Annotated in this window: 17 protein-coding genes; 10 read left to right on the plus strand and 7 right to left on the minus strand. The window is 45.3% G+C overall.

The window, feature by feature from the left end; genetic code table 11:
* Nucleotides 1-6 precede the first annotated feature (6 nt).
* The 3 genes from ACLROL_RS03925 to ACLROL_RS03935 all read left to right on the plus strand — a co-directional run bounded on the left by ACLROL_RS03925 (nt 7) and on the right by ACLROL_RS03935 (nt 6,132).
* Nucleotides 7-2,535: an FAD-dependent oxidoreductase gene (locus ACLROL_RS03925; protein WP_221919376.1), complete on the plus strand. Its 2,529-nt coding sequence runs from the start codon at nt 7-9 to the stop codon at nt 2,533-2,535.
* Between the two features lie 223 nt (nt 2,536-2,758).
* A complete protein-coding gene (gene gnpA / locus ACLROL_RS03930) occupies nt 2,759-4,927 on the plus strand; it encodes a 1,3-beta-galactosyl-N-acetylhexosamine phosphorylase (RefSeq protein ID WP_413067369.1) in 2,169 nt (722 codons plus the stop codon).
* A gap of 86 nt (nt 4,928-5,013) precedes the next feature.
* The gene (locus ACLROL_RS03935; RefSeq protein ID WP_413067370.1) at nt 5,014-6,132 is read left to right on the plus strand and encodes an anaerobic sulfatase maturase; all 1,119 of its coding nucleotides are present in this window, start codon (nt 5,014-5,016) and stop codon (nt 6,130-6,132) included.
* Nucleotides 6,133-6,220: 88 nt separating this feature from the next.
* Here ACLROL_RS03935 and ACLROL_RS03940 read toward each other — a convergent pair whose 3' ends face one another.
* Nucleotides 6,221-7,681: an arylsulfatase gene (locus ACLROL_RS03940; protein WP_413067371.1), complete on the minus strand. Its 1,461-nt coding sequence runs from the start codon at nt 7,679-7,681 to the stop codon at nt 6,221-6,223.
* 208 nt (nt 7,682-7,889) lie between these two features.
* Here ACLROL_RS03940 and ACLROL_RS03945 point away from each other — a divergent pair, with 208 nt between their 5' ends.
* A complete protein-coding gene (locus ACLROL_RS03945) occupies nt 7,890-8,678 on the plus strand; it encodes a sulfite exporter TauE/SafE family protein (protein ID WP_221919405.1) in 789 nt (262 codons plus the stop codon).
* A 2-nt stretch (nt 8,679-8,680) separates the two neighbouring features.
* On the opposite strand, the gene ACLROL_RS03950 is transcribed toward ACLROL_RS03945, so the two are convergent.
* Entirely contained in the window at nt 8,681-9,523 is an 843-nt protein-coding gene (locus tag ACLROL_RS03950) for an AraC family transcriptional regulator (protein ID WP_087199972.1), read from the minus strand.
* A 274-nt stretch (nt 9,524-9,797) separates the two neighbouring features.
* On the opposite strand from ACLROL_RS03950, the gene ACLROL_RS03955 reads away from it, so the two are divergent.
* From ACLROL_RS03955 to ACLROL_RS03970, 4 genes are all read left to right on the plus strand, one after another.
* The gene (locus tag ACLROL_RS03955; RefSeq protein WP_413067372.1) at nt 9,798-11,183 is read left to right on the plus strand and encodes a carbohydrate ABC transporter substrate-binding protein; all 1,386 of its coding nucleotides are present in this window, start codon (nt 9,798-9,800) and stop codon (nt 11,181-11,183) included.
* A 79-nt stretch (nt 11,184-11,262) separates the two neighbouring features.
* Nucleotides 11,263-12,153 carry a carbohydrate ABC transporter permease gene (locus ACLROL_RS03960; protein WP_221919372.1) on the plus strand — a complete coding sequence of 297 codons (891 nt, stop codon included), beginning with the start codon at nt 11,263-11,265 and terminating at the stop codon, nt 12,151-12,153.
* Between the two features lie 18 nt (nt 12,154-12,171).
* A complete protein-coding gene (locus tag ACLROL_RS03965) occupies nt 12,172-13,044 on the plus strand; it encodes a carbohydrate ABC transporter permease (RefSeq protein WP_288723159.1) in 873 nt (290 codons plus the stop codon).
* A gap of 13 nt (nt 13,045-13,057) precedes the next feature.
* Nucleotides 13,058-13,228, plus strand: coding sequence for a DUF6903 family protein (locus ACLROL_RS03970; protein ID WP_204244035.1), 171 nt, complete (start codon nt 13,058-13,060; stop codon nt 13,226-13,228).
* A 56-nt stretch (nt 13,229-13,284) separates the two neighbouring features.
* Here ACLROL_RS03970 and ACLROL_RS03975 read toward each other — a convergent pair whose 3' ends face one another.
* Complete coding sequence (locus tag ACLROL_RS03975) at nt 13,285-14,205, minus strand: AraC family transcriptional regulator (protein WP_221919370.1); 921 nt, start codon at nt 14,203-14,205, stop codon at nt 13,285-13,287.
* A gap of 377 nt (nt 14,206-14,582) precedes the next feature.
* Between ACLROL_RS03975 and ACLROL_RS03980 the strand changes: the two genes are divergently transcribed.
* Together ACLROL_RS03980 and ACLROL_RS03985 are read left to right on the plus strand one after the other, a co-directional pair.
* Nucleotides 14,583-15,815, plus strand: coding sequence for an IS110 family transposase (locus ACLROL_RS03980; RefSeq protein ID WP_087203457.1), 1,233 nt, complete (start codon nt 14,583-14,585; stop codon nt 15,813-15,815).
* A gap of 635 nt (nt 15,816-16,450) precedes the next feature.
* Complete coding sequence (locus ACLROL_RS03985) at nt 16,451-17,197, plus strand: hypothetical protein (RefSeq protein ID WP_287448941.1); 747 nt, start codon at nt 16,451-16,453, stop codon at nt 17,195-17,197.
* Between the two features lie 282 nt (nt 17,198-17,479).
* On the opposite strand, the gene ACLROL_RS03990 is transcribed toward ACLROL_RS03985, so the two are convergent.
* The 4 genes from ACLROL_RS03990 to ACLROL_RS04005 all read right to left on the minus strand — a co-directional run.
* Nucleotides 17,480-19,561: a heavy metal translocating P-type ATPase gene (locus ACLROL_RS03990; protein ID WP_287448942.1), complete on the minus strand. Its 2,082-nt coding sequence runs from the start codon at nt 19,559-19,561 to the stop codon at nt 17,480-17,482.
* A gap of 2 nt (nt 19,562-19,563) precedes the next feature.
* On the minus strand, nt 19,564-19,872 hold the full coding sequence (locus ACLROL_RS03995) for a DUF6110 family protein (RefSeq protein WP_413067373.1): 309 nt from the start codon (nt 19,870-19,872) through the stop codon (nt 19,564-19,566).
* 198 nt (nt 19,873-20,070) lie between these two features.
* Nucleotides 20,071-20,304 (minus strand): transcriptional repressor, encoded by a 234-nt coding sequence (locus ACLROL_RS04000; RefSeq protein ID WP_039909619.1) that lies wholly within the window; start codon nt 20,302-20,304, stop codon nt 20,071-20,073.
* 44 nt (nt 20,305-20,348) lie between these two features.
* The coding region (locus ACLROL_RS04005) for a heavy-metal-associated domain-containing protein (RefSeq protein ID WP_413067374.1) at nt 20,349-20,688 on the minus strand (340 nt) is incomplete at its 5' end.

The raw sequence follows: 20,688 nt of genomic DNA on the forward strand, positions 1-20,688 counted from the left end.
GCGTGTATGAAAGCGCTGGAACTAAGGAAGAATTTTTACTGGACTGGAATTGTCGACGCTGACCTGCGTGTGTTTGACATTATCATGTACACGGAATTTGGGACAACGTACAATTCCTACGTCATGAAAGCAGGGGACAAGACCATCTTGTTTGAGACGGCCAAAGAGAAGTGGTTTGATGAATATCTGGAAAAAGTAAAAGAAGTAACGGATGTTGAAAAGATTGATTATCTGATAGTAGAGCACACGGAGCCAGACCATGCGGGAAGCGTGGAGCGGCTTCTGGATCTGAATCCGGGGATGAAGATCATCGGAACAGGATGCGCCCTGGGATTTCTAAAAGAGATCGTCAACAGAGATTTTACGGGAATTCCGGCAAAAGACAACATGAGGATGCAGATCGGGGATAAGACACTCCGTTTCCTCTTTGTACCGAATCTTCACTGGCCGGATACGATGTATACGTATATCGAGGAAGAGCAGATCCTCGTGACATGCGATTCTTTCGGTTCCCACTACGGATTTGAAGATGTACTTTTAAGCAAGGTCACAGATCATGAAGGATATATGCGCGCCACAAAATACTACTTTGACAATATCATCGGTCCGTTTAAGCCGTTTATGCTGAAGGCTCTGGAGAAGATAAGACCTCTTGACATTACGATGATCTGCACGGGACATGGCCCGGTAATTGATGATAAAATTGATTTTATCATGAATACGTATGAGGAATGGTCCACGGTTGTGAATCCAAATCCGCGCAAGACGGTTATCATCCCGTATGTAAGCGCCTACGGATACACGAAAATGCTGTCTGAGAAGATCGCAGAAGGAATCCGTGCAAGCGGAGATATTGATGTGCGTTCCTATGATATGGTAGAGGCTGATCAGGCAAAGGTGCTGGAGGAGCTTGGATTTGCAGACGGCATTCTCTTCGGATCTCCGACCATCGTAGGCGAAGCACTAAAACCGATCTGGGATCTGACAACATCCATTTTTGCGGGGACTCACGGCGGAAAGCTGGCAAGCGCCTTCGGAAGCTACGGATGGAGCGGCGAGGCTGTGCCGCACCTGATCACACGGCTCAAACAGCTGCGCATGAAAGTGACAGAAGGATTCCGCGTACGATTTAAACCCAATGAAAATCAGCTTCAGGATGCCTTCGATTATGGATTTAATTTTGGCTGTCTTCTTCAGGAAAAGGAAAATCCGAAGAAAACAACAGGAAGCCGCAAGCTCGTGAAATGTCTTGTGTGCGGAGAAATCTTTGACTCTTCTATCGATATCTGCCCGGTATGCGGCGTCGGAAGAGAAAACTTTGTGGAAGTGGAGGCAGAAGAAACCAATTTCTCCAACGATACCAACCATTTCTATGTGATCTTAGGAAACGGGGCGGCCGGTCATAACGCGGCGCAGGCGATCCGGGAAAGGGACAAGACAGGAACGATTGTCATGATTTCCAATGAGCCGTACCGGACATACAACAGGCCGATGCTTACAAAATCAATTATGGCAGATCTGAACGAAGAACAGATTGCGGTAGAAAGTGCATCCTGGTATGAAGAAAACCGAGTATACCAGATTCTGGGGCATGAGGTAACCAAAATTGATACAGAAGCAAAAGAAGTTGTTCTGGATGATGGAACCAAGTACCATTATACAAAACTGATCTATGCACTTGGAGCAGAATGCTTCATCCCTCCAATTGAAGGAGCCGCACAAGAAGGCGTCATCGCAATCCGCAGACTGGAAGATACGAAAAAAGTATCCGAACGTCTCAAACATACGAAACACGCCGTCGTTATCGGAGGCGGAGTGCTGGGACTGGAAGCAGCGTGGGAACTCAAAAAAGCAAAATGTGAAGTGACCGTTCTCGAATTGGCCCCGGTACTGATGGGCAGACAGCTGGACAAAGAAGCAGGAGAAATGCTGAAAATGATCAGCGAGGCACAAGGAATTCAGATCCAGACCGGAGTACAGATCGAAGCCATCGAAGGAGATGGGACGGCTACGGCAGTAAGACTTGGAGACGGGACAGTAATCCCGGCAGAGCTGGTCATCATTTCCTGTGGAGTAAGGGCAAATACGGCACTTGCAAAAGCGGCAGGAATTGAGACTAACCGGGCTGTCATTGTCAATGAAAAAATGCAGACAAATATTACAGACATCTACGCATGCGGCGACTGCGCAGAATATCAGGAAATCAATTACGCTATCTGGCCACAGGCAGTAGAAGAAGGAAAAACTGCAGGAGCACAGGCTGCAGGAGAAAATATCACATATGAACACGTGCCGGCAGCACTCAGCTTCCACGGCATGAACACCGCACTCTTTGCGGCCGGAGATACAGGAAAAAATCCAAATCTCATATACAAAACAGCCGAATTCAAAGATTCCGGGAAAAAACAATACCAAAAATATTACTTCCTCAACAACAGACTGTGCGGAGTCATCCTCATCGGCGATACAAGCAGAATGGCAGAAATGACAGAAGCACTGGAAAAACACAAGCTGTATAAAGATGTAATCAAATAGCAGAACAGGTTAGTGGTACAAAAAATTGATTCGGGGACGTGTTCCGATGCATCGGAACACGTCCCCGAATCTTTTACGAATCTTTTATATGATTCTTTCACTGGTTTTCAAAAAATAGCAAGATTTCTAAAAATGAAAGCAATATGCAAATTGACTGTTTGTATATTTTTTTGTAAGCTTGGTATAGCAATTTTAGTGATGTTGAACATGTAAAGAGAGGAGAATGACCGTGAAAGAGTGTACGAGCGGAAGAGTTACAATACCTACAGATGTCGATGTTGTTCCTGAGACATTGGAATTGGTTAAGCGTTGGGGGGCGGATGCGATCCGTGACTGTGACGGTACTGATTATCCGGAAGAGTTGAGGGACGTAGATGCCAAGGTTTATTCTACATATTATACGACGAGGAAGGATAATGCCTGGGCGAAAGCGAATCCGGATGAGATCCAGCAGATGTATATCATGACTCCTTTCTACACTGCGGTGGAGAGCGAGCTGTCTATCCATCTGATGAACCATCTGTATCCGGATATGCTGAAGGTAAATGATCATGATGATATTAAAAGATGGTGGGAAGTGATCGATCGTACGACAGGGGAAGTTGTTCCTGTCGGTAAGTGGAGCTATAATGCTGAAACAGGCGATGTGACGATCCACAATGCGAAGGAATTTCACGATTATACGGTAAGTTTTCTTGCATATATCATGTGGGATCCGGTGCATATGTATAATGCAGTGACAAACGGATGGACAAATTTTGAAAAGCAGATCACTTTCGATGTGCGCCAGCCGAAGACGCACAAATATTCTATGGAGCGTCTGCGCAAATATATTGCAGACAATCCGCATATCGACGTGATCCGTTATACGACATTTTTCCACCAGTTCACACTGATTTTTGATGAGTTGGCGAGAGAAAAATATGTAGACTGGTACGGATACTCTGCATCTGTAAGTCCATATATCCTGGAGCAGTTTGAGGAAGAAGTGGGGTACAAGTTCCGTCCGGAATATATTATCGATCAGGGGTATATGAACAATACATACCGTATCCCATCTAAGGAATTCCAGGATTTCCAGGCTTTCCAGAGAAGAGAAGTGGCCAAGCTTGCAAAAGAGATGGTGGATATCACGCATGAGTGCGGTAAAGAAGCCATGATGTTCCTTGGCGATCACTGGATCGGAATGGAGCCATTCATGGATGAATTCAAGAGCATCGGACTTGACGCGGTAGTTGGAAGTGTGGGCAACGGCTGCACACTCAGGCTGATCAGCGACATTGAAGGCGTAAAATACACAGAGGGAAGATTCCTTCCGTATTTCTTCCCGGATACGTTCCACGAAGGCGGGGATCCGGTCAAGGAGGCAAAGGTCAACTGGGTAACGGCAAGACGTGCCATCTTAAGAAAACCGATCGACCGTATCGGATACGGCGGTTACCTGAAACTTGCAATGGAATTCCCGGAATTTATCGATTATGTGGAAAGTGTATGTAAAGAGTTCCGTACGTTATACGACAATATCAAAGGAACCACACCGTACTGCATCAAAAAAGTCGCAGTGCTCAACTGCTGGGGTAAAATGCGCGCGTGGGGAAATCATATGGTACACCATGCGATCTACTACAAACAGAACTACTCTTACGCAGGTGTCATCGAGGCACTCAGCGGTGCTCCGTTTGATGTGAAATTTATAAGCTTTGACGATATCCGCAAAAATCCGGCGATTCTGGATGACATCGATGTGATCCTGAATGTGGGGGATGCGGACACAGCATACACAGGCGGAGACAACTGGACAGACGAGAAGATTGTCACAGCCATCAAGAAGTTCGTGTACAATGGCGGCGGTTTTATCGGAGTAGGCGAACCGGCAGCTCATCAGTACGAAGGACATTTCTTCCAGCTTGCGACCATCATGGGTGTGGAAAAAGAGACTGGATTCACATTAAATGTGGACAAGTACAACTGGGATGAACACGATCACTTTATCAAAGAAGACTGTACAAAGGACATTGATTTTGGCGAAGGAAAGAAAAATATCTATGCCCTTGACGGAGCTCAGATCCTTGTTCAAAGAGATCAGGAAGTACAGCTGGCTGTCAACGAGTTCGGAAAAGGACGCTGTGTATATATCAGCGGTCTCCCGTACAGTTTTGAAAACAGCCGTATTCTGTACCGTTCCATCATTTGGTCTTCACACGATGAGGAAAACCTGCACAAATGGTTCAGCACAAACTTCAACGTGGAAGTTCACGCTTATGTGAAAAACGGAAAATACTGTGTTGTAAACAATACGTATGAACCGCAGAGCACAACGGTGTACAAAGGAGACGGCACAAGTTTTGATCTGGATCTGGATGCAAATGAAATTGTTTGGTATGAAATTTAAATAGCATAAAAGAGGGTCAAACCCCTGCGCTGTCATTCAAGGATGCAGAGCAGGGGTTTGGCTTATAAACGGAAAGGACAGAAAAAATGATGGAGCAGATTCAGATTTTGATAAAGCCGGCATCCTCTGCATGTGATCTCCGGTGCCGCTATTGCTTTTACAGAGATGAGGCATCACACCGGAAAGAAGGGAATCTCGGGAAAATGGAACCGCAAGTGATGGAAGCAATCATTGAAAAAGGGCTGTCATGTGCGCAAAACGTTGTGTTCGCATTTCAGGGAGGAGAACCGACGCTTGCCGGATTGGAATTTTTTCGTACCTTTGCAAAAACTGTGGAAGAAAAGAGAAAGAACGGGCAAAAAGTTTCTTATACGATTCAAACAAACGGATATGGGATCGATGATGAATGGATTTCTTTTTTTCGAAAAAATCGTTTTCTTGTAGGAGTATCTTTGGACGGCGTACGGAAAACACATGATGAGAACAGATTGTCCTCAGATGGCAGCGGTACGTTCGAAAAAGTCTTTGAGAACATAAAAAAGATGCAAAAGCAGCAGGTAGATATGAATGTTCTCTGTGTGCTCAACCGCCAGACGGCAGAAAAGATCGAGGCGATCTACCGGTTTTTTATGAGAAAAGGGCTATATTATCAGCAGTATATCCCTTGTCTGGATCCTTTGGATAGAGAACGGGGAAAAGAAAATTACTCTCTGCCCCCGAAGTTGTATGCAGATGCCCTGAAGAGATTGTTTGACCTTTGGTTTGAAGATAAAAGAGCAGGGAATCTGGTATATATCAGACAGTTTGACAATTATCTGCATGTGCTTCGCGGCGGGACACCGGAGGCGTGCACGATGTATGGAAAATGCAGTATGCAAAATGTAGTAGAAGCGGACGGAAGTGTGTATCCATGTGATTTTTATGCGCTGGATACATACAGAATGGGCAATATCAAAGAGACGGACTTTGCGGCGCTTCAGGAGCAGGCATCGCGCGAAGAGGAAGGGACATTCTTTGAAAATCCTGCCAGAAGAGACGACAGGTGTCCATCCTGTCGATGGTACCCCCTTTGCAGAGGTGGATGCAAGCGGGATTGTGAGGAGCAGGCGGGAACTGTCAGGAATTATTATTGTGAAGTGTACACAGAATTTTTTGAGTATGCCATCGGAAGGCTGGAATGGCTGGCGAAAAATAGATATGTGTGAAAACATAATTCAGATTCGCCACAAAAAGAGTACCGTAAAGCAGATGCTTTTCGGTACTTTTTAAGGTGTTCTGTCATTTCATTTTTTATCAGCGGGCGGTAGCCTGTGGAAGTGTCACAGGATATGGGCGCCCCGAAATCAGGCGGGAGCCGTCGCTCATGCCTTCCGTCCGATCCTTCAGGCAGTCGATCAGATGCCCTCGAAGTTCGTGGATCCGATTCTGTCTGTCCGGATCATCGATACGGTCGCAAAGTTCGTGTGGATCTTCTTTCAGGTCAAAATACTGCTCCTGACCGGTTGCTGAATGCCAGATATATTTGTCTGTCTCCGTCACGATCCAGTGGTTGGAAAATTCCCCGTAGGAATGTTCCCCGTGGAGCCAAGGGCGGACGGATGCGCTTGGATCGGCCGTGAGAGGCAGAAGGCAGGAACCGTCCACACTGTCCGGAATCTCGGCGCCGGCGATAGAAAGGAGTGTCGGCATGACATCCCTGAGTTCCACGACCGCGTGGCATGTGGAAGAGGATTTCAGATCCGGCAGTACATTTTTCCCGGCTGCGATAAGAAATGGGATATGGCAGCTTCCTTCATATGGGCGGGATTTCCGGAACATATGATGGTCGCACAGCTCTTCCCCGTGGTCGGAAGTAAAAAGGATCACGGAATCATCGTACACTTCCTGTTCGATGAGGGCCATGATCAGACGTCCGATCTGGTGGTCCAGGTGGGTAATGCAGGCGTAGTATCCGATCATTGCCTGGCGAGCCAGTTCTTTGTCGATCGGTCCGGTTTTGGAGTCAAAGATCCGGCCGTCTTTTCTCAGGTATTCTTCTGTCTCCCAACTGCCTACGAAAGGTTCGCGGAGCGGTTTATCCTTATAAAGGTCAAAGTAATACTGCGGGGCGTCAAATGGCGGGTGCGGGCGCAGGTAGGAGGCCATAAGGAAGAATGGCCGGTTTGGATCCCGACGCCGCAGGAAGTCGAGACTTCGGTCTGTGACCCAGTTGGTCGGATGATACTTCTCTTCGTGCATCCAAGGACGTGCAAGGTAGCTGTTGCAGTCGATACCGGTGTCAGTCACATCTGCTGTCACACCAAGCTCCTGCTTCAGCCAGTAAAAATAGTCGTCGGCAACAAACTGGGATTCCCGGTATGGGACACTCCCGTAGCGTGCGGCGTGGAGATACCCGTCGTGCAGATCCACATTGTGGAAACCGAGATAATTCCTGAGAGGATGGACATGCATCTTTCCTACACACTGGGTATAGTACCCGGCTTTGGAGAGTTCGCCGGCCATTGTGTTAGCGTAATTCCACGGTACATTGTCTTCGTATCCAAGCCGTCCGTGGTGGCTCTGCTCCATTCCGGTGTGGAGTGCCGCGCGGGCCGCGATGCAGCTTGGACAAGCGCTGTAAGCGCGGTCAAAACAGACTCCTTTGGATGCAAGTGTGTCCAGATATGGAGTCTTTACATCCGGGTGTCCGGCATAGCCAAGACAGTCGCCGCGAAGCTGATCAGTCATGATCAATATGATATTAGGCTGTTTCATTTTTCTGGTACTCCTTTTTCATTTTGGTCTGTCGTGTGTTCTGACTACACAATAATACACATCGGTTGGAAAAGCAAGGAAGGACAGGAAATAAAAAACAAACAGCAAGATTTATAAAAAAGTGGACAAGAAAAGAGGTAGAAGAAAACAGAAGAAAGAGGTATAGTAAAATTAACTGTGCCCAAAGAAGGAGGAGAAAAAAATGGTTATGGTATTTGCATTTTTTGCGGTCAGTATACTGTCATCCATCGTGGGATCGATCTGTGGGATCGGAGGGGGCGTGATCATCAAGCCGGTGCTGGATGCAGCGGGGATCATGAGCGTGAGCTGCATCAGTTTCCTGTCGGGATGTACAGTGCTGGCCATGTCTGTGGTCTCTGTGTACAAAAATATCAAGGCTAAGTCCACAAAGCTCAATGTGAAGATTGCCACAGCTCTGGCCATCGGGGCTGCTGTAGGAGGCGTCCTTGGGAAAAGTATGTTCCAGGCCTTGAAGAAGACGGTGGGAAATGAGAATCTTGTAGGGATGACTCAGGCCATTGTATTGATCCTCATTACACTTGGGACACTTGTATACACGATATATAAGAACAAAATCCGGACAAGACAATGCCGACAGATATGGGTGTGTGTCATCATAGGTATTATCCTCGGCATCATGTCCAGCTTCCTTGGAATCGGCGGAGGACCGATCAATCTTGTGGTGTTGGCATATTTCTTTTCCATGTCCACGAAGGAGGCTGCCCTTAGTTCCCTTTACATTATCATGTTTTCGCAGATTACAAGCCTGATACAGACGATCGTTACCGGGACCGTGCCGGATGTGAAGGCTGTTTACTTCATCGTTATGGTCGTTGGAGGGATCCTTGGCGGAACTATCGGCAGCAGGATCAACAAAAAGATCAGCGAAGAAAATGTCAATAAACTTTTCATTTTTCTGATGGCAGTCATCATCTGCATCAATATCTACAATGCTGTGAAGTTCGGCATGGCGTAGTGTCAATCTTTTTCTTTTTTCGGAAGGCTGTGTGTCTGTCGGTATTTGATGGGAGTCATACCATAAGCTTTCCGGAATGTCTGTGTAAAATAAGACTGGGACGAAAAGCCTGTCAGCGAAGAAATCTGTGCGATGGAATAGTTGAAGGATTCCAGGAGCCGGCAGGCTGTCTTAAGCCTCTGCTGATTCAGATACTGGATCGGGGAGAGCCCGGTATATTTCGTAAAAGAATGCACCATATAATATTTATTCATATGTGTCAGGGCGGTAAGCGTATCTAAGGTAATATGCTGCGCATAATTAGTGTCCAGATATTCCTTGATCTGCATACATTCTTTTGTCATTTTTATGGAACTGATCGGAACAGGAACGAGTTTCCACGTGCGTATGATCTTGAGGATCAGGATTTCCAGAAGATGCTGGCAGATTGCTTCAGACCCATATTGTAAAGTTCGGATCTCAAAGAGCATCTGGCGAAACAGCTCCAGGATACTTGGATCGTTCTTGAAGTTACAGAGAATCTGCCCGGTCGGGTTGGCAGAGTCCATAAATGAGATTCCGTCGATTCCAAGGACATAGTACTCAAGGGGCGTATCTTTGGAAGACTGCTCCGTGTGTTCCGTGTAAGGGGGAATGATGACCAGATCTCCCGGCTTGATGGGGTGGTTTTCCGTGCCGAAAAGGAAAGATCCTTTTCCGTCTACCACAAGAAGAAGCTCAGTAAAATGGTGGGTGTGAAGGATATTGGTCCAGTCGCCTTCGTCTTTTGCGTAAGAAATGGAAAGCAGTTTTGAGTTCAGTTTACGTATATCGGTTTCTTTTACAGGGTAATGTCTGTTGCTCATAGATACAATTTCTCCTTTATTTCTTTAAAGTTCCTGAATATACAGATAACTATATTGTTCAAAATGTTTGGGTAAGCGGCAATGATTTAATAATATAATACATAAAATGCACAAAAAAAGCAAGATTTATAAAAAAGAGAGCAATAGAAAGATAGAAACGTCCCGGCATTCGAGCTATAATTTAGACATATAAAACGAAAGGGTACGGCGAGTGATGCAGCCGTACGTGTCAATGAGTTGAGCTGGGGCATCGACAGCAGAGAGGAGATTAATTATGAAAATGAAAAAGGTAAAGAAACTGGTTGCTTTATCTCTTGTTTCTGCCATGACAGTGACAGCGCTGGCTGGATGTGGAAGCAAGTCTAATGATGAAGGCGGATCAGACAAGAGCGGAGACGAAAATGTCCTGAAAGTAGCTGCTTTCAATGGTGGTAACGGAGAACAGATCTGGAAAGATATCGCTGCAGCATTCGAAAAAGAAAACGAAGGAGTTAAAGTAGAACTGCAGATTTCTTCTGAACTTGATCAGGACCTCACAAAGAACATCAAGAATAAAGATTATCCGGACGTTGTATACTACAATCTCGGACAGAAGAGCGGATTTACGGAAAACATGCTGAAAGAAAATGCAGTGGCAGACATCTCAGATGTGTTTGACGATGAGTTAAGAGGCAGACTGATCGACGGTATCCTTGATGGTACAGACGCTCAGCCGTACGGAGACGGAAAGATCTACCTTGCTCCGATCTTCTACACACCGACAGGATTCTGGTACAATAAGAACCTTTTTGAAGGGGACAATGCAAAATATACACTTCCGACAAACTGGGATGAGTTCTTCGCACTTGGAGATCAGGCAAAGAAAGATGGTGTTTCCCTCTTCACATTCCCGCAGGCAGGATACCTGGATGCAACAATGTACACAATGCTCGAACAGGCAGGCGGAATGGACTTTTACAACAAGGCATTAAAATACGATGCAGATACATGGACATCCGAAGCAGGACAAAAAGTGCTTGATACACTTGGTAAACTTGTGACTCCGGAGTACACACAGGAAGATACTGTTGCTAACGCAAACGCAGACGGCGGATTCAAGATCAACCAGCAGAACGTGATCGATGGAAAAGCACTTTTCATGCCAAACGGAAACTGGGTTATCGGAGAAATGGCAGCTTCCACACCGAAGGAATTCTCCTGGGGTATGATGCCGGCGCCGAAGTGGTCTGGAGACACAACACAGGCTGTTTACATGTTCACAGAACAGATGTGGATCCCGAAGGACGCTCCGAACATGGACCTTGCAAAAGAATTCATCAAATTTATGTACTCTGATACAGTTGTTGATATTCTGTTAAACAATACGACGACAAACAAAGAGACAAAAGAGACAACACCTGCACCGATCGTTGCACCGGTCAAGGGAGCAGCTGACAAACTTCCGGAAGGAACAACAAAAGACGTATATGCAGCATCCGCAGCAGAAGACGTTGTATCTGTAACAGGTACATGGGCTACAACAAAACCGATCGAAGGACTTGATATGAAGAAGAATGTATACGGTGCAGTAGAGTCCATCAACACTGGAGATATGACAGTAGAAGACTGGCAGAAGCAGCTTGTCGACACATGGAAAAAATGTGCAGATAACATGGAATAAGCCGAACGGGATTTGATACTAGAGTAATAAACGGTGAGTTGCGACAACTCACCGTTTTTAAAAGAGAAGGAGGGAAAAAATGAACAGAGCGAAATCTCAGAGAAGATTTGTGCTGGCCTGCCTCGCTCCGGCAGTGATCCTCGTAGCGATCTTCATCTTCTATCCGACGATCAATGTATTCAAGATGTCCCTGTTCCGCATGGGCGCGATCACGAATACAAGCGAATTTGTGGGGCTTTCGAACTTTAAGACACTGATGGAAGATAAAAACTTCCTCGAAGCCATGCAGAACACGATTCTGATCATCGTACTCGTAATGATCTGTACGATCGTGCTGGCAATTTTATTTGCAGCGCTTTTGTCACGGGGAAAATTCAAGGGAAAAAATTTCTTCCGTGTTATTTTCTACATACCGAATATTTTGAGTATCGTTGTTATCGGCGGTATCTTCGGAGCGATCTATGATCCGAGCAACGGTCTTCTCAATACTTTCCTGGAAGCAATCCACCTGGATGGACTGACACACAAGTGGATGGGAGAGCCGGACATTGTAATCTATTCCGTCATCTTTGCCCTTGTATGGCAGGCGATCGGATACTACATGGTAATGTATATGTCCGGAATGTCCGCGATCCCGGAAGATCTGTATGAAGCGGCATCTCTGGACGGATCATCAGAGATCCATACATTTTTCTCAGTGACGCTTCCGCTGATCTGGACAAATATCAGGACAACTTTGACATTCTACATCATCAGTACGATCAACTTAAGCTTCCTGTTCGTACAGATCATGACGGACGGAGGTCCGAACGGGAAGACGGAAGTATTCCTGAACTATATGTACAAACAGGCGTATGGGAACGGAGCATATGGATACGGTATGGCAATCGGCGTGGTCGTATTCCTGTTCTCATTCATTTTAGCAGCTATTGTAAACAAGATCACAGACAGAGAAGTCTATGAAATGTAGGAAGGAGGGCACAGAGATATGAATAAACACAAAAAACCAGGTAATATCGTAAGTAAAGTTGTCATCTACATAGCCCTCATCGTTCTGGCGATTTCCATCATCGTACCTGTGGCCTGGGTATTCATGGCAAGCTTCAAGCAGAATTCTGAGTTCATAGGTGAAGGCACAAATCCGTGGGCACTTCCGAAGAAATGGTTTGTACAGAACTATCAGGTAGCGTTCCAGGATGCTCAGATGGGAGAGTTCCTCTTCAATACGATTGTGGTCACAGTGCTGTCTCTGATATTGATCCTTGTGATCGCCCTTCCGGCAGCATATGTACTGTCCAGATTTAAGTTCAGAGGAAACAAGATATTGAACATCATCTTCATGGCAGGACTCTTTATCAATGTGAACTACATCGTAGTTCCGATCTTCCTGATGTTGAGCGATTGGGATACGGCTCTTGGATTCCAGTTCTTCCTGGACAACCGATTTATACTATCGCTGATCTATGCATCCTGCCACCTGCCGTTTACGATTTATCTTCTGAGCAGTTATTTTAAGACACTTCCGAGGGGATTCGAAGAAGCGGCGTACATCGACGGATGCAGTTACTTTAAGACGATGGTAAAGATCATGATCCCGATGGCAAAACCAAGCATCATCACAGTGCTCCTTTTCAACTTCCTTACATTCTGGAACGAGTACATCATCGCATACACATTGATGGATGAACACGGAACACTGGCGATGGGACTTAAGAACCTGATGGCAGTAGAAAGAACAGCGACCAACTACGGTATCATGTACGCAGGTCTTGTTATCGTAATGCTTCCGGTACTGATCTTCTACATCTGTGTACAGAAACGTCTGACAGAAGGTATGACACTCGGCGGACTGAAAGGTTAGGAGGGGAATGGTAATGAATAAGAATATCGTAAGAAATGTAATTATGGTCATTGTCTTTATCGTATGCCTCGCCCTGATCATCATCGGACAAAAGAATATCAGTGCAACCGGCCTGATGATGGAACTGGTAGGTCTGATCGGACTTCTGACACTTTTGTTTATCTATAATCACAGGTATAAATAATACGGTAAATGAAAAGCGTCTCCGCGCGTAAAAGCGGGAGGCGCTTTTTGCTTTTTTTATTTGAGTTTTCTGTCTGCCATGGCTTTGATGGACAAGGTATACTCCGACGGCGTCATTCCGGTCATTTTCTTAAACTGTCTCGAAAAATAGTGGATGGATGTGTATCCCAGGTGTTCGGATATCTGGGTAAAATTCATCTTTCCGGTGCGCATCATCTGTTTCGCGGCGTCGATCTTCATGTGGGAAAAGTACTCGATGATCCCAAGGCCGCTCTTTTTCTGAAAGATCTTCTGCAGCTGTGATCTCCCGATGAGATTGTCCCGACAGATCTTTTCGATGGTAAGGCGGGAAGACAGATGTAGATTCAGATATTCGACGATCCGGTTGAATGTTTCTGTGTCCGTATTTTCTTTCATTGTCTTATCCGGTTTTCCGACATAAGATTCCGGTGGTTGTTTGACGGAGAACTCTTTGTACTTGCGGTAAAGATAGATTAAAAGCTCCTCGAGATAAATCTGGATGAGCTGTCCGGATGCGGCAGGTGCCTCCTGTTTTGCGACAAGGACTGTCTGGTATGGATCGTCCAGCCTGCCTTCCAGAAAAAGATTGGCCTCTGTGATCAGTTTGGCCAGAAGCCCCCGCGCCGCATCGTCCACATGGAGGATCTTCCCGCGGAAAAAATCCATAAGCGGGCTTTGGCAGGAGAAAGAAATGACGATCAGATTTGGGGCGATGCTCCCGTTTGCCCTGACCCAGTGAAATTCATTCGGTTCATGAAAAACGATCTCCCCGCGTTTTAACACATGGGTCTTATCCCCGGCTCCGATCAGCACTTCTCCCTTGTCTACGCACACGAACTCCCAAAAATCATGGGACTCCCCGGGAAAAGAAAAGTCACTCATATATTCAAAGTAGTGGAGGGAGAAAATTTCGTTGATCTGTAATTCTTTGCGGAAAACAATACCCTGGTATTCCATGATGACACCTCTCTCGTATAATAAGTTTATAGTTAATAGTTACTTAGTTCTTTGATAACTGAATAAATAAGGGACAGGATCAATCGGTTTGGTTATACCCATGATATAATTGATCTCTGTGTCAATCAGGCAATAGTTCTTCCACCTCCTGTTGAACCCCTGTGGTTACTTCATTGGAAAGTCTGTTCCCCTGACATGGATGTTAACTTCAAACCAGCTGGCTGTTTGTTGGAGTTCATGGGTGTCCCTTTTGCAGTGGGGTTCGCATCCGCCCATCTCCGACTGAATTCTGATATCGCGAGGGTGTTGATGCTCCATGATCGTGGGTATTGCCAAGCCGATTGACCACGAATACTCTTACGAAAGAAGGTGATCCTATGAGCCCGCTTTACGTCGGTATTGATGTGAGCAGCAAATCCAACGTGGCTTATCTGATGAAGCCCGATGGCTCCAAACACAGCAGCTTCTCAGTTCCCAATTCCCGGGACGGTTCCCGGCAGCTTGTGAAACGCATCCTTTCAGCTATCACTTCTCAATCCCTTACAGACGTTGTCATCGGTCTGGAGGCAACCTCCGTTTATGGCGACAATCTCGTCTGCTTCTTAAGGGAAGACGGCTCCCTTGCGCCGTACAACAAGAAGATCCATGTCCTCAACCCCAAGCAGGTCAATAAGTTCAAGCTTTCTTACAACGACCTGCCTAAGAATGACTATGTGGACTCCTTTGTCATTGCTGACTGCCTGCGCTTCGGTAGAATCAACAAAGAGGTCTATCTTGACGACTACCGTTATGCTGCCCTTAAGAACCTCACAAGGGCCAGGTTCTTCGCTGTCCAGAATCTCACCAAAGAAAAACAGCGTTTTATGAACCATCTGTTTAAGAAGTATTCTACGATGGCGCAGGAGAAGGTATTTTCCGATACCTTCAGTACTACTGCCTTAGCCGTCTATGAATCCTTTGAATCGGCTGAGGCGTTAGCAAACATGGACTTACATCAGCTCACGGAATTTATCATCGAGAAAGGAAAGAACCGTTTCCCTGACCCGGATTCCGTGGCGAAAGCCATCCAGAAAGCCGCCCGGAGTTCCTACCGCCTTCCCAAGACGGTAAATGACTCCGTCAACCAGGTGCTTTCCATATCCATAAGCTCTATGAGAGCTATGGAATCACAGATTAAAGCCTTTGATAAGGTGATTGCTGAACAGATGGCTCTGATTCCTAATACCTTGACATCTGTCAACGGGATTGGCCCTGTCTATTCAGCTGGTATCATTGCAGAAATCGGTGATATCAACCGTTTTCCTAATCAGGCCTCCCTGGCCAAATATGCTGGTCTTGCATGGTCACAGCATCAGTCCGGTGACTTTGAGGCGCAGAACACGCGCCTGATCCACTCCGGCAACCGATACTTAAAGTACTACCTGTGTGAAGCTGCCATGTCTCTTGTGAGATGCGATGCAGAGTACCGCAGCTTTTATTACCGCAAATATAATGAGGTGAACAAGTACCAGCACAAACGTGCCCTCGCATTAACTGCCCGTAAATTGGTGCGGCTGGTCTTTCGACTGCTGAAAGACAACTGCCTGTATAAGGCACCGGAATCCAAATAGGTTTGGATTCTCACGGTGAAGTCACGCCCGGCTAAAAAATCGAAAATAGCGGGGCTTGGAAAAGTGCGCCCATTTTCAGAGGAAACCGGCAAAAATCTATTGATTTTTATTCATTTTCCTCTTGACATATCACCGCTGGACTTTCTTCATTTCTGTATCATAAAATTTCCTACGTTTTTATCTTTTCATGGCTTTCCTTCCCCCTTTCCCGAATTTGCACTGATAACAGCACATGAATGCGGAGAAGTCCTGAAAGAGCTTCCCCGCATGGTATCTGCTGTTATCCGGCCTGCATACCGCAGGCTGATAACGATTATTGAGCGTTATACCTGTTCTCTTTCCAAACCCGTTCCTGCTCCGGTCACTTTTCCGCAGCGTTTTCTCCGGCAGGGTACGCAAACAGCACACTCGCATACCGGGTATCCATCTGGACAGGCAATGAAATTGTCAAGGTTCGATGAAAGGGAAAATATAAGAATGTGTCTTAGAACTCTGCCCTCTCACTAATGGCAGGTTTCAGAGGGGAAAATATAGGTTGGAATGAAAAAATATTTAGAAATTTTTCCGATGTGGTATAATCGAGCTAAGCATTTTTAATTTTCAATAATTTGTTAAGTTTAAAGGAGAGGATTTCCATGACCTGGAATAAAGAGGGCGTACCACATAGAGGATGGCGTTGTATCGACGTTGAAGACTTGGCTGATCTGGTCGATGGTACAGAAGAGATACCTTATGAGCAATGTGAAATGTGTGGAAATGAAAGAATTCGATTTGTACATCTCATGCAGCATCCGGACTATCCACATAAATTGCGTGTTGGATGTGTTTGTGCAGAAAAGATGTCTGATGATTATGTGAATCCACGAAAAGCTGAGGATACTTTAAGGAAACGAGCTTCACGCAGGAAGAATTTTAACAATAAAGAATGGCGATTTAATCCAGAAAAACAGACCTACAGCAAAAAATATAAAGGCGAATACATTACCATAAAAAAAGTCGTTATGGAAATTTTGGAATATATTTCGCCAATAAAAGTTTCTGGAATTATAATGGGAAAAAAATCTATTCTTTTGAAAGTGCTGAACGAGCAGCTTTTGAGATATTTGAAGAATTGCATACCACACAGGCAGAACGAGAGCACCAATACTGGCTTTCCCGGAAGAATTCTTATGGGAACTACTAATAAGATCTGCCCACACTGCGGCAGGAAGATGAAACAGCAGTTTATCGGCTTACAGCACTGCAAATGTGGTATAAGCTGGAAAAAAGACCTGGGATTTTTTGAGCGTACATCGGATATGGTATTCGGTCTTCGCAAAACCAAAGGCAAAAAATGTCATCAACCTATTATACGCTACCAAAATGAAAAATCCAGACCATAAAAATAGCCACTATGTATCCTCATGTCGGACATAGTGACTGTATTAGTTTCTTTGTATATCTAAATCTTTCATTTTCCATGGGTTTAAATTGCCTTGCGATCATTCTGGCAATTACAGGCCTGCTTAATTCGGTTGTCAGTGCTCTGATCCACCATGATGGCTCTGTCATTGTTATTATTAGCTCTGCATTTGTGTTCTGCCGGAAAACATAAATAAAGTTATTGTTTTAAAAATTGAGCCGGCAGATCTGTGTCCTGCCGGCTTATTATCATATATGTATGATCATGTCTCTGGCAATAAGCTGTTCATGCTTCTCAGACTTATTGCAATCGTAGATGTATTGTGCAGCAAAGCCGATGTTGTTGGCTGAATCAGGCCTGCCACGCCCAGAGCTATCAGCGCTCCATTGATGCTTACAATACCTTTGTAGTTTCCCTGAATCCGCCTCATCATGGTATCAGACAACCGTTTCAGCATTACGATTCCACGCAGGTCTTCTGCAGCAATGGTAATATCTGCGATCTCCCGGGCAAGCTCCGCTCCATCACTGATCGCAATTCCTGCATCTGCAGCTGAAAGTGCGGGCGAATCATTGATCCCATCTCCGATCATCACGACTTTTCTCCCCGCAGCTTTTTCTTTTTCAATAAATCCTGCTTTGTCTTCCGGAAGTACTTCGGCATAATACTCATCCACACCAACACGTCCTGCAATGGAAGCAGCGGTACGTTCACTGTCCCCGGTCATCATGACAATCTTAGAGATTCCTTCTGCCCGCAGCATCTGTACCATATCTTTTGCTTCATCCCTGAGCGGATCTTCAATACAGATCACCGCAGTCAGTTCTCCATCAATGGCAAGATACAGATGGGAATATTCCTCCGGAAGCGTATCAAACTTCTCCTGGTATATTTCCCGGATTTTACATTTTTCATCTTCAAAGACAAAATGACTGCTTCCAATCACAGCTTTCTTTCCGTCAATATAAGAGGAAATCCCATGTGCTACGATATATTCTACTTTGGAGTGCATTTCCTCATGATACAGTTTTCTTCTTCTGGCAGCATCTACCACAGCTTTTGCCATGGAATGAGGAAAATGTTCTTCCAGACAGGCAGCAATACGGAGAGCTTCCGGTTCCGGATAATCACCAAATACAACAATCTGCTTTACCGTTGGTTTTGCCTTTGTCAGTGTTCCGGTCTTATCAAATACAATCGTGTCTACTTCAGCCACTGCTTCCAGATATTTTCCGCCTTTCACAGTAATCCCCAGCTGTCCGGCCTGCCTAATCGCCGAAAGAACAGTAATCGGCATGGCCAGTTTCAATGCGCAGGAAAAATCCACCATAAGGACCGAGAGTGCTTTTGTCACATTACGAGTCAGTGCTCCTACAATGCCAGTACCAAGAAGTGTATAAGGGACCAGACGGTCTGCCAGATGTTCCGCTTTGCTTTCCAGTGCGGATTTCAGTTTTTCTGAATCTTCAATCATAGTCACGATCTTCTCATACCTTGTAGATCCTGACACAGCCCTGACTAAGATTTCCAATTCACCTTCTTCCATGACCGTTCCGGCAAACACAGACTGTCCTTTTGTTCTTCTTACCGGAAGGGATTCTCCTGTTAGGGAAGCCTGATTGACCATTCCCTCTCCTGCGGATACCTCTCCATCAAAAGGAATCACATTTCCCATATGTATCACAACGGTATCCCCCGGCATAATATCCGAAGACGGTACAAGGATTTCCTGCTCTCCTCTTTTCAGCCATACTTTCTGCACATTCAACGACATACTGCGGGCAAGATCCCCGACAGATTTCTTGTGTGTCCACTCCTCCAGAAGTTCTCCAATTCCCAGAAGAAACATGACCGAACCTGCAGTATTAAAATCCCCGCGTAGCACGGATACTCCGATTGCCGTGGCATCTAATACCGGAACTTCAATCTTCCTTCTGGCCAGGCACCGGATCCCCTTTCCAATATATTGGGCAGCCTTAAAAGTAAGCCATAGCTTTCTTATCGGATTTGGCAGAATCAGTTTTCCTCCGTAATGAAAGAGTACTTTTGCAATCAGTTTTTCTCTGTATGCAGAATTTAAAGCACGCCCTGAGCTTGACAGTACATTTTCCGGCACATCTTCTTTCTCAAAACGAAACTTTCTTAATCTGCCAATCAATTCTTCCCTGTCTCCTGTATAGTAGATCACAGCATCAGCGGTGCGCTCATATACTTTGACACTGGTAATATCTTTCTGTTTTTCAAGAGTCCAGCAAAGAATATCCGCCTCCGCACATGTCATCCTGTTTCGGATAACATGAATGCGGAGACGGCCTTTCACTTCATGTTTAATAATAAACTTCATTCTTATTCCTGTTCGTTCTCTTCCTGCTCTGCCGCACCATCTTCCTGAAGAGCATCCTCTTTTACGCTATCTGCTTCTTCTTCCGCACGCTTTTCATTGATCTGCTGCGCCTCAGCAAGGATATCTTCTGCATTCTCCTGTATAACAGTAACTGTCTTCATTACACAGTCTTTTGCCCGCAGCGCTGCTGCTGTACAATTCGTGTACAATTTCTTTGCATCTTTACTGGAAAGAACTTTTACACCTGCCGTCCCAAACAGAACTCCTCCTATAAAACATCCAATTTTCTTTAATGCAGAATCACTTAACATAATACATTCCTCCTATTATTTGTGTTTGTAGCCTGTATAGAATAACATTAAAAAGCAAAGGACAGATGCCCATGCCCAGAATTTGTGTTGTTTCACGATTGTATCCCTTCCTTCTATAAGACTTTTTATTAAAATAACAAGTTTAATTCCAGATAGTCAATTCTAACTACTCTTATTGAGAAATTTAGTCATTTTCTTCTACTTATACACAATTTGTCTGCTAAGTACCCCGATCTTCTCCAGTTCCTTTACCAGACGGTAAACCGTTGCCATCCCAATGCTATGATCCAGCTTTGATGCCTGAACATAGATTTCTTTGCAGCTGGAACACCTGTTTTCCAGGATAATATCTAAGATCATCTTCCGCTGTTTCGTTATCCTGCAGCCGTTTTCTTTTAGTTTTATTATTATTTTTTCTTTTTCGCCATTCATCCAAAACTTCTCCATGCATCCATATTCACTGGTTTTACAGATTTCTAACATATCTGGTTCTGAACAGAGTCCACGGAAAATCCTTCTTTTTCCACTGCAGCAATCCAAACATCGTCTTCTACTTCACGATCAAGAGAGACTTCTGCCCATCCTTTTGCAAGATCTACTTTGGCAGAGACCCCATCAATCTGATTCAGACTGTCTGTCACACTTTGCACGCAATGTTCACAGTGCATTCCTGAAATAACGATAGTTTTCTTCGCAATGATGGGCCCTGACAGTTTTTTTCTTTTCCTTTTCCGTCGGTCAGAACAGTTTCCTCCTGCCGGACACCCCACGCATTTCACTCCATTTCTTTTCGCTCTGATCAGATACGCTGCTGCT

Source organism: Sellimonas sp. (assembly GCF_047234585.1).
GTDB classification, from domain to species: domain Bacteria; phylum Bacillota; class Clostridia; order Lachnospirales; family Lachnospiraceae; genus Sellimonas; species Sellimonas caecigallum.

Excerpts from the sequence above, each read along its gene's own strand:
- ACLROL_RS03985 (WP_287448941.1), top strand. The coding sequence starts at position 16,451 with ATGACCTGGAATAAAGAGGGCGTACCACATAGAGGATGGCGTTGTATC.
- ACLROL_RS03970 (WP_204244035.1), top strand. The coding sequence starts at position 13,058 with ATGAATAAGAATATCGTAAGAAATGTAATTATGGTCATTGTCTTTATC.
- ACLROL_RS04000 (WP_039909619.1), bottom strand. The coding sequence starts at position 20,304 with ATGAATGGCGAAAAAGAAAAAATAATAATAAAACTAAAAGAAAACGGC.
- ACLROL_RS03960 (WP_221919372.1), top strand. The coding sequence starts at position 11,263 with ATGAACAGAGCGAAATCTCAGAGAAGATTTGTGCTGGCCTGCCTCGCT.
- ACLROL_RS03940 (WP_413067371.1), bottom strand. The coding sequence starts at position 7,681 with ATGAAACAGCCTAATATCATATTGATCATGACTGATCAGCTTCGCGGC.
- ACLROL_RS03975 (WP_221919370.1), bottom strand. The coding sequence starts at position 14,205 with ATGGAATACCAGGGTATTGTTTTCCGCAAAGAATTACAGATCAACGAA.
- ACLROL_RS03955 (WP_413067372.1), top strand. The coding sequence starts at position 9,798 with ATGAAAATGAAAAAGGTAAAGAAACTGGTTGCTTTATCTCTTGTTTCT.
- gnpA (WP_413067369.1), top strand. The coding sequence starts at position 2,759 with ATGACCGTGAAAGAGTGTACGAGCGGAAGAGTTACAATACCTACAGAT.
- ACLROL_RS03950 (WP_087199972.1), bottom strand. The coding sequence starts at position 9,523 with ATGAGCAACAGACATTACCCTGTAAAAGAAACCGATATACGTAAACTG.
- ACLROL_RS03995 (WP_413067373.1), bottom strand. The coding sequence starts at position 19,872 with ATGTTAAGTGATTCTGCATTAAAGAAAATTGGATGTTTTATAGGAGGA.
- ACLROL_RS03965 (WP_288723159.1), top strand. The coding sequence starts at position 12,172 with ATGAATAAACACAAAAAACCAGGTAATATCGTAAGTAAAGTTGTCATC.
- ACLROL_RS03935 (WP_413067370.1), top strand. The coding sequence starts at position 5,014 with ATGATGGAGCAGATTCAGATTTTGATAAAGCCGGCATCCTCTGCATGT.
- ACLROL_RS03980 (WP_087203457.1), top strand. The coding sequence starts at position 14,583 with ATGAGCCCGCTTTACGTCGGTATTGATGTGAGCAGCAAATCCAACGTG.
- ACLROL_RS03945 (WP_221919405.1), top strand. The coding sequence starts at position 7,890 with ATGGTATTTGCATTTTTTGCGGTCAGTATACTGTCATCCATCGTGGGA.
- ACLROL_RS03990 (WP_287448942.1), bottom strand. The coding sequence starts at position 19,561 with ATGAAGTTTATTATTAAACATGAAGTGAAAGGCCGTCTCCGCATTCAT.
- ACLROL_RS03925 (WP_221919376.1), top strand. The coding sequence starts at position 7 with ATGAAAGCGCTGGAACTAAGGAAGAATTTTTACTGGACTGGAATTGTC.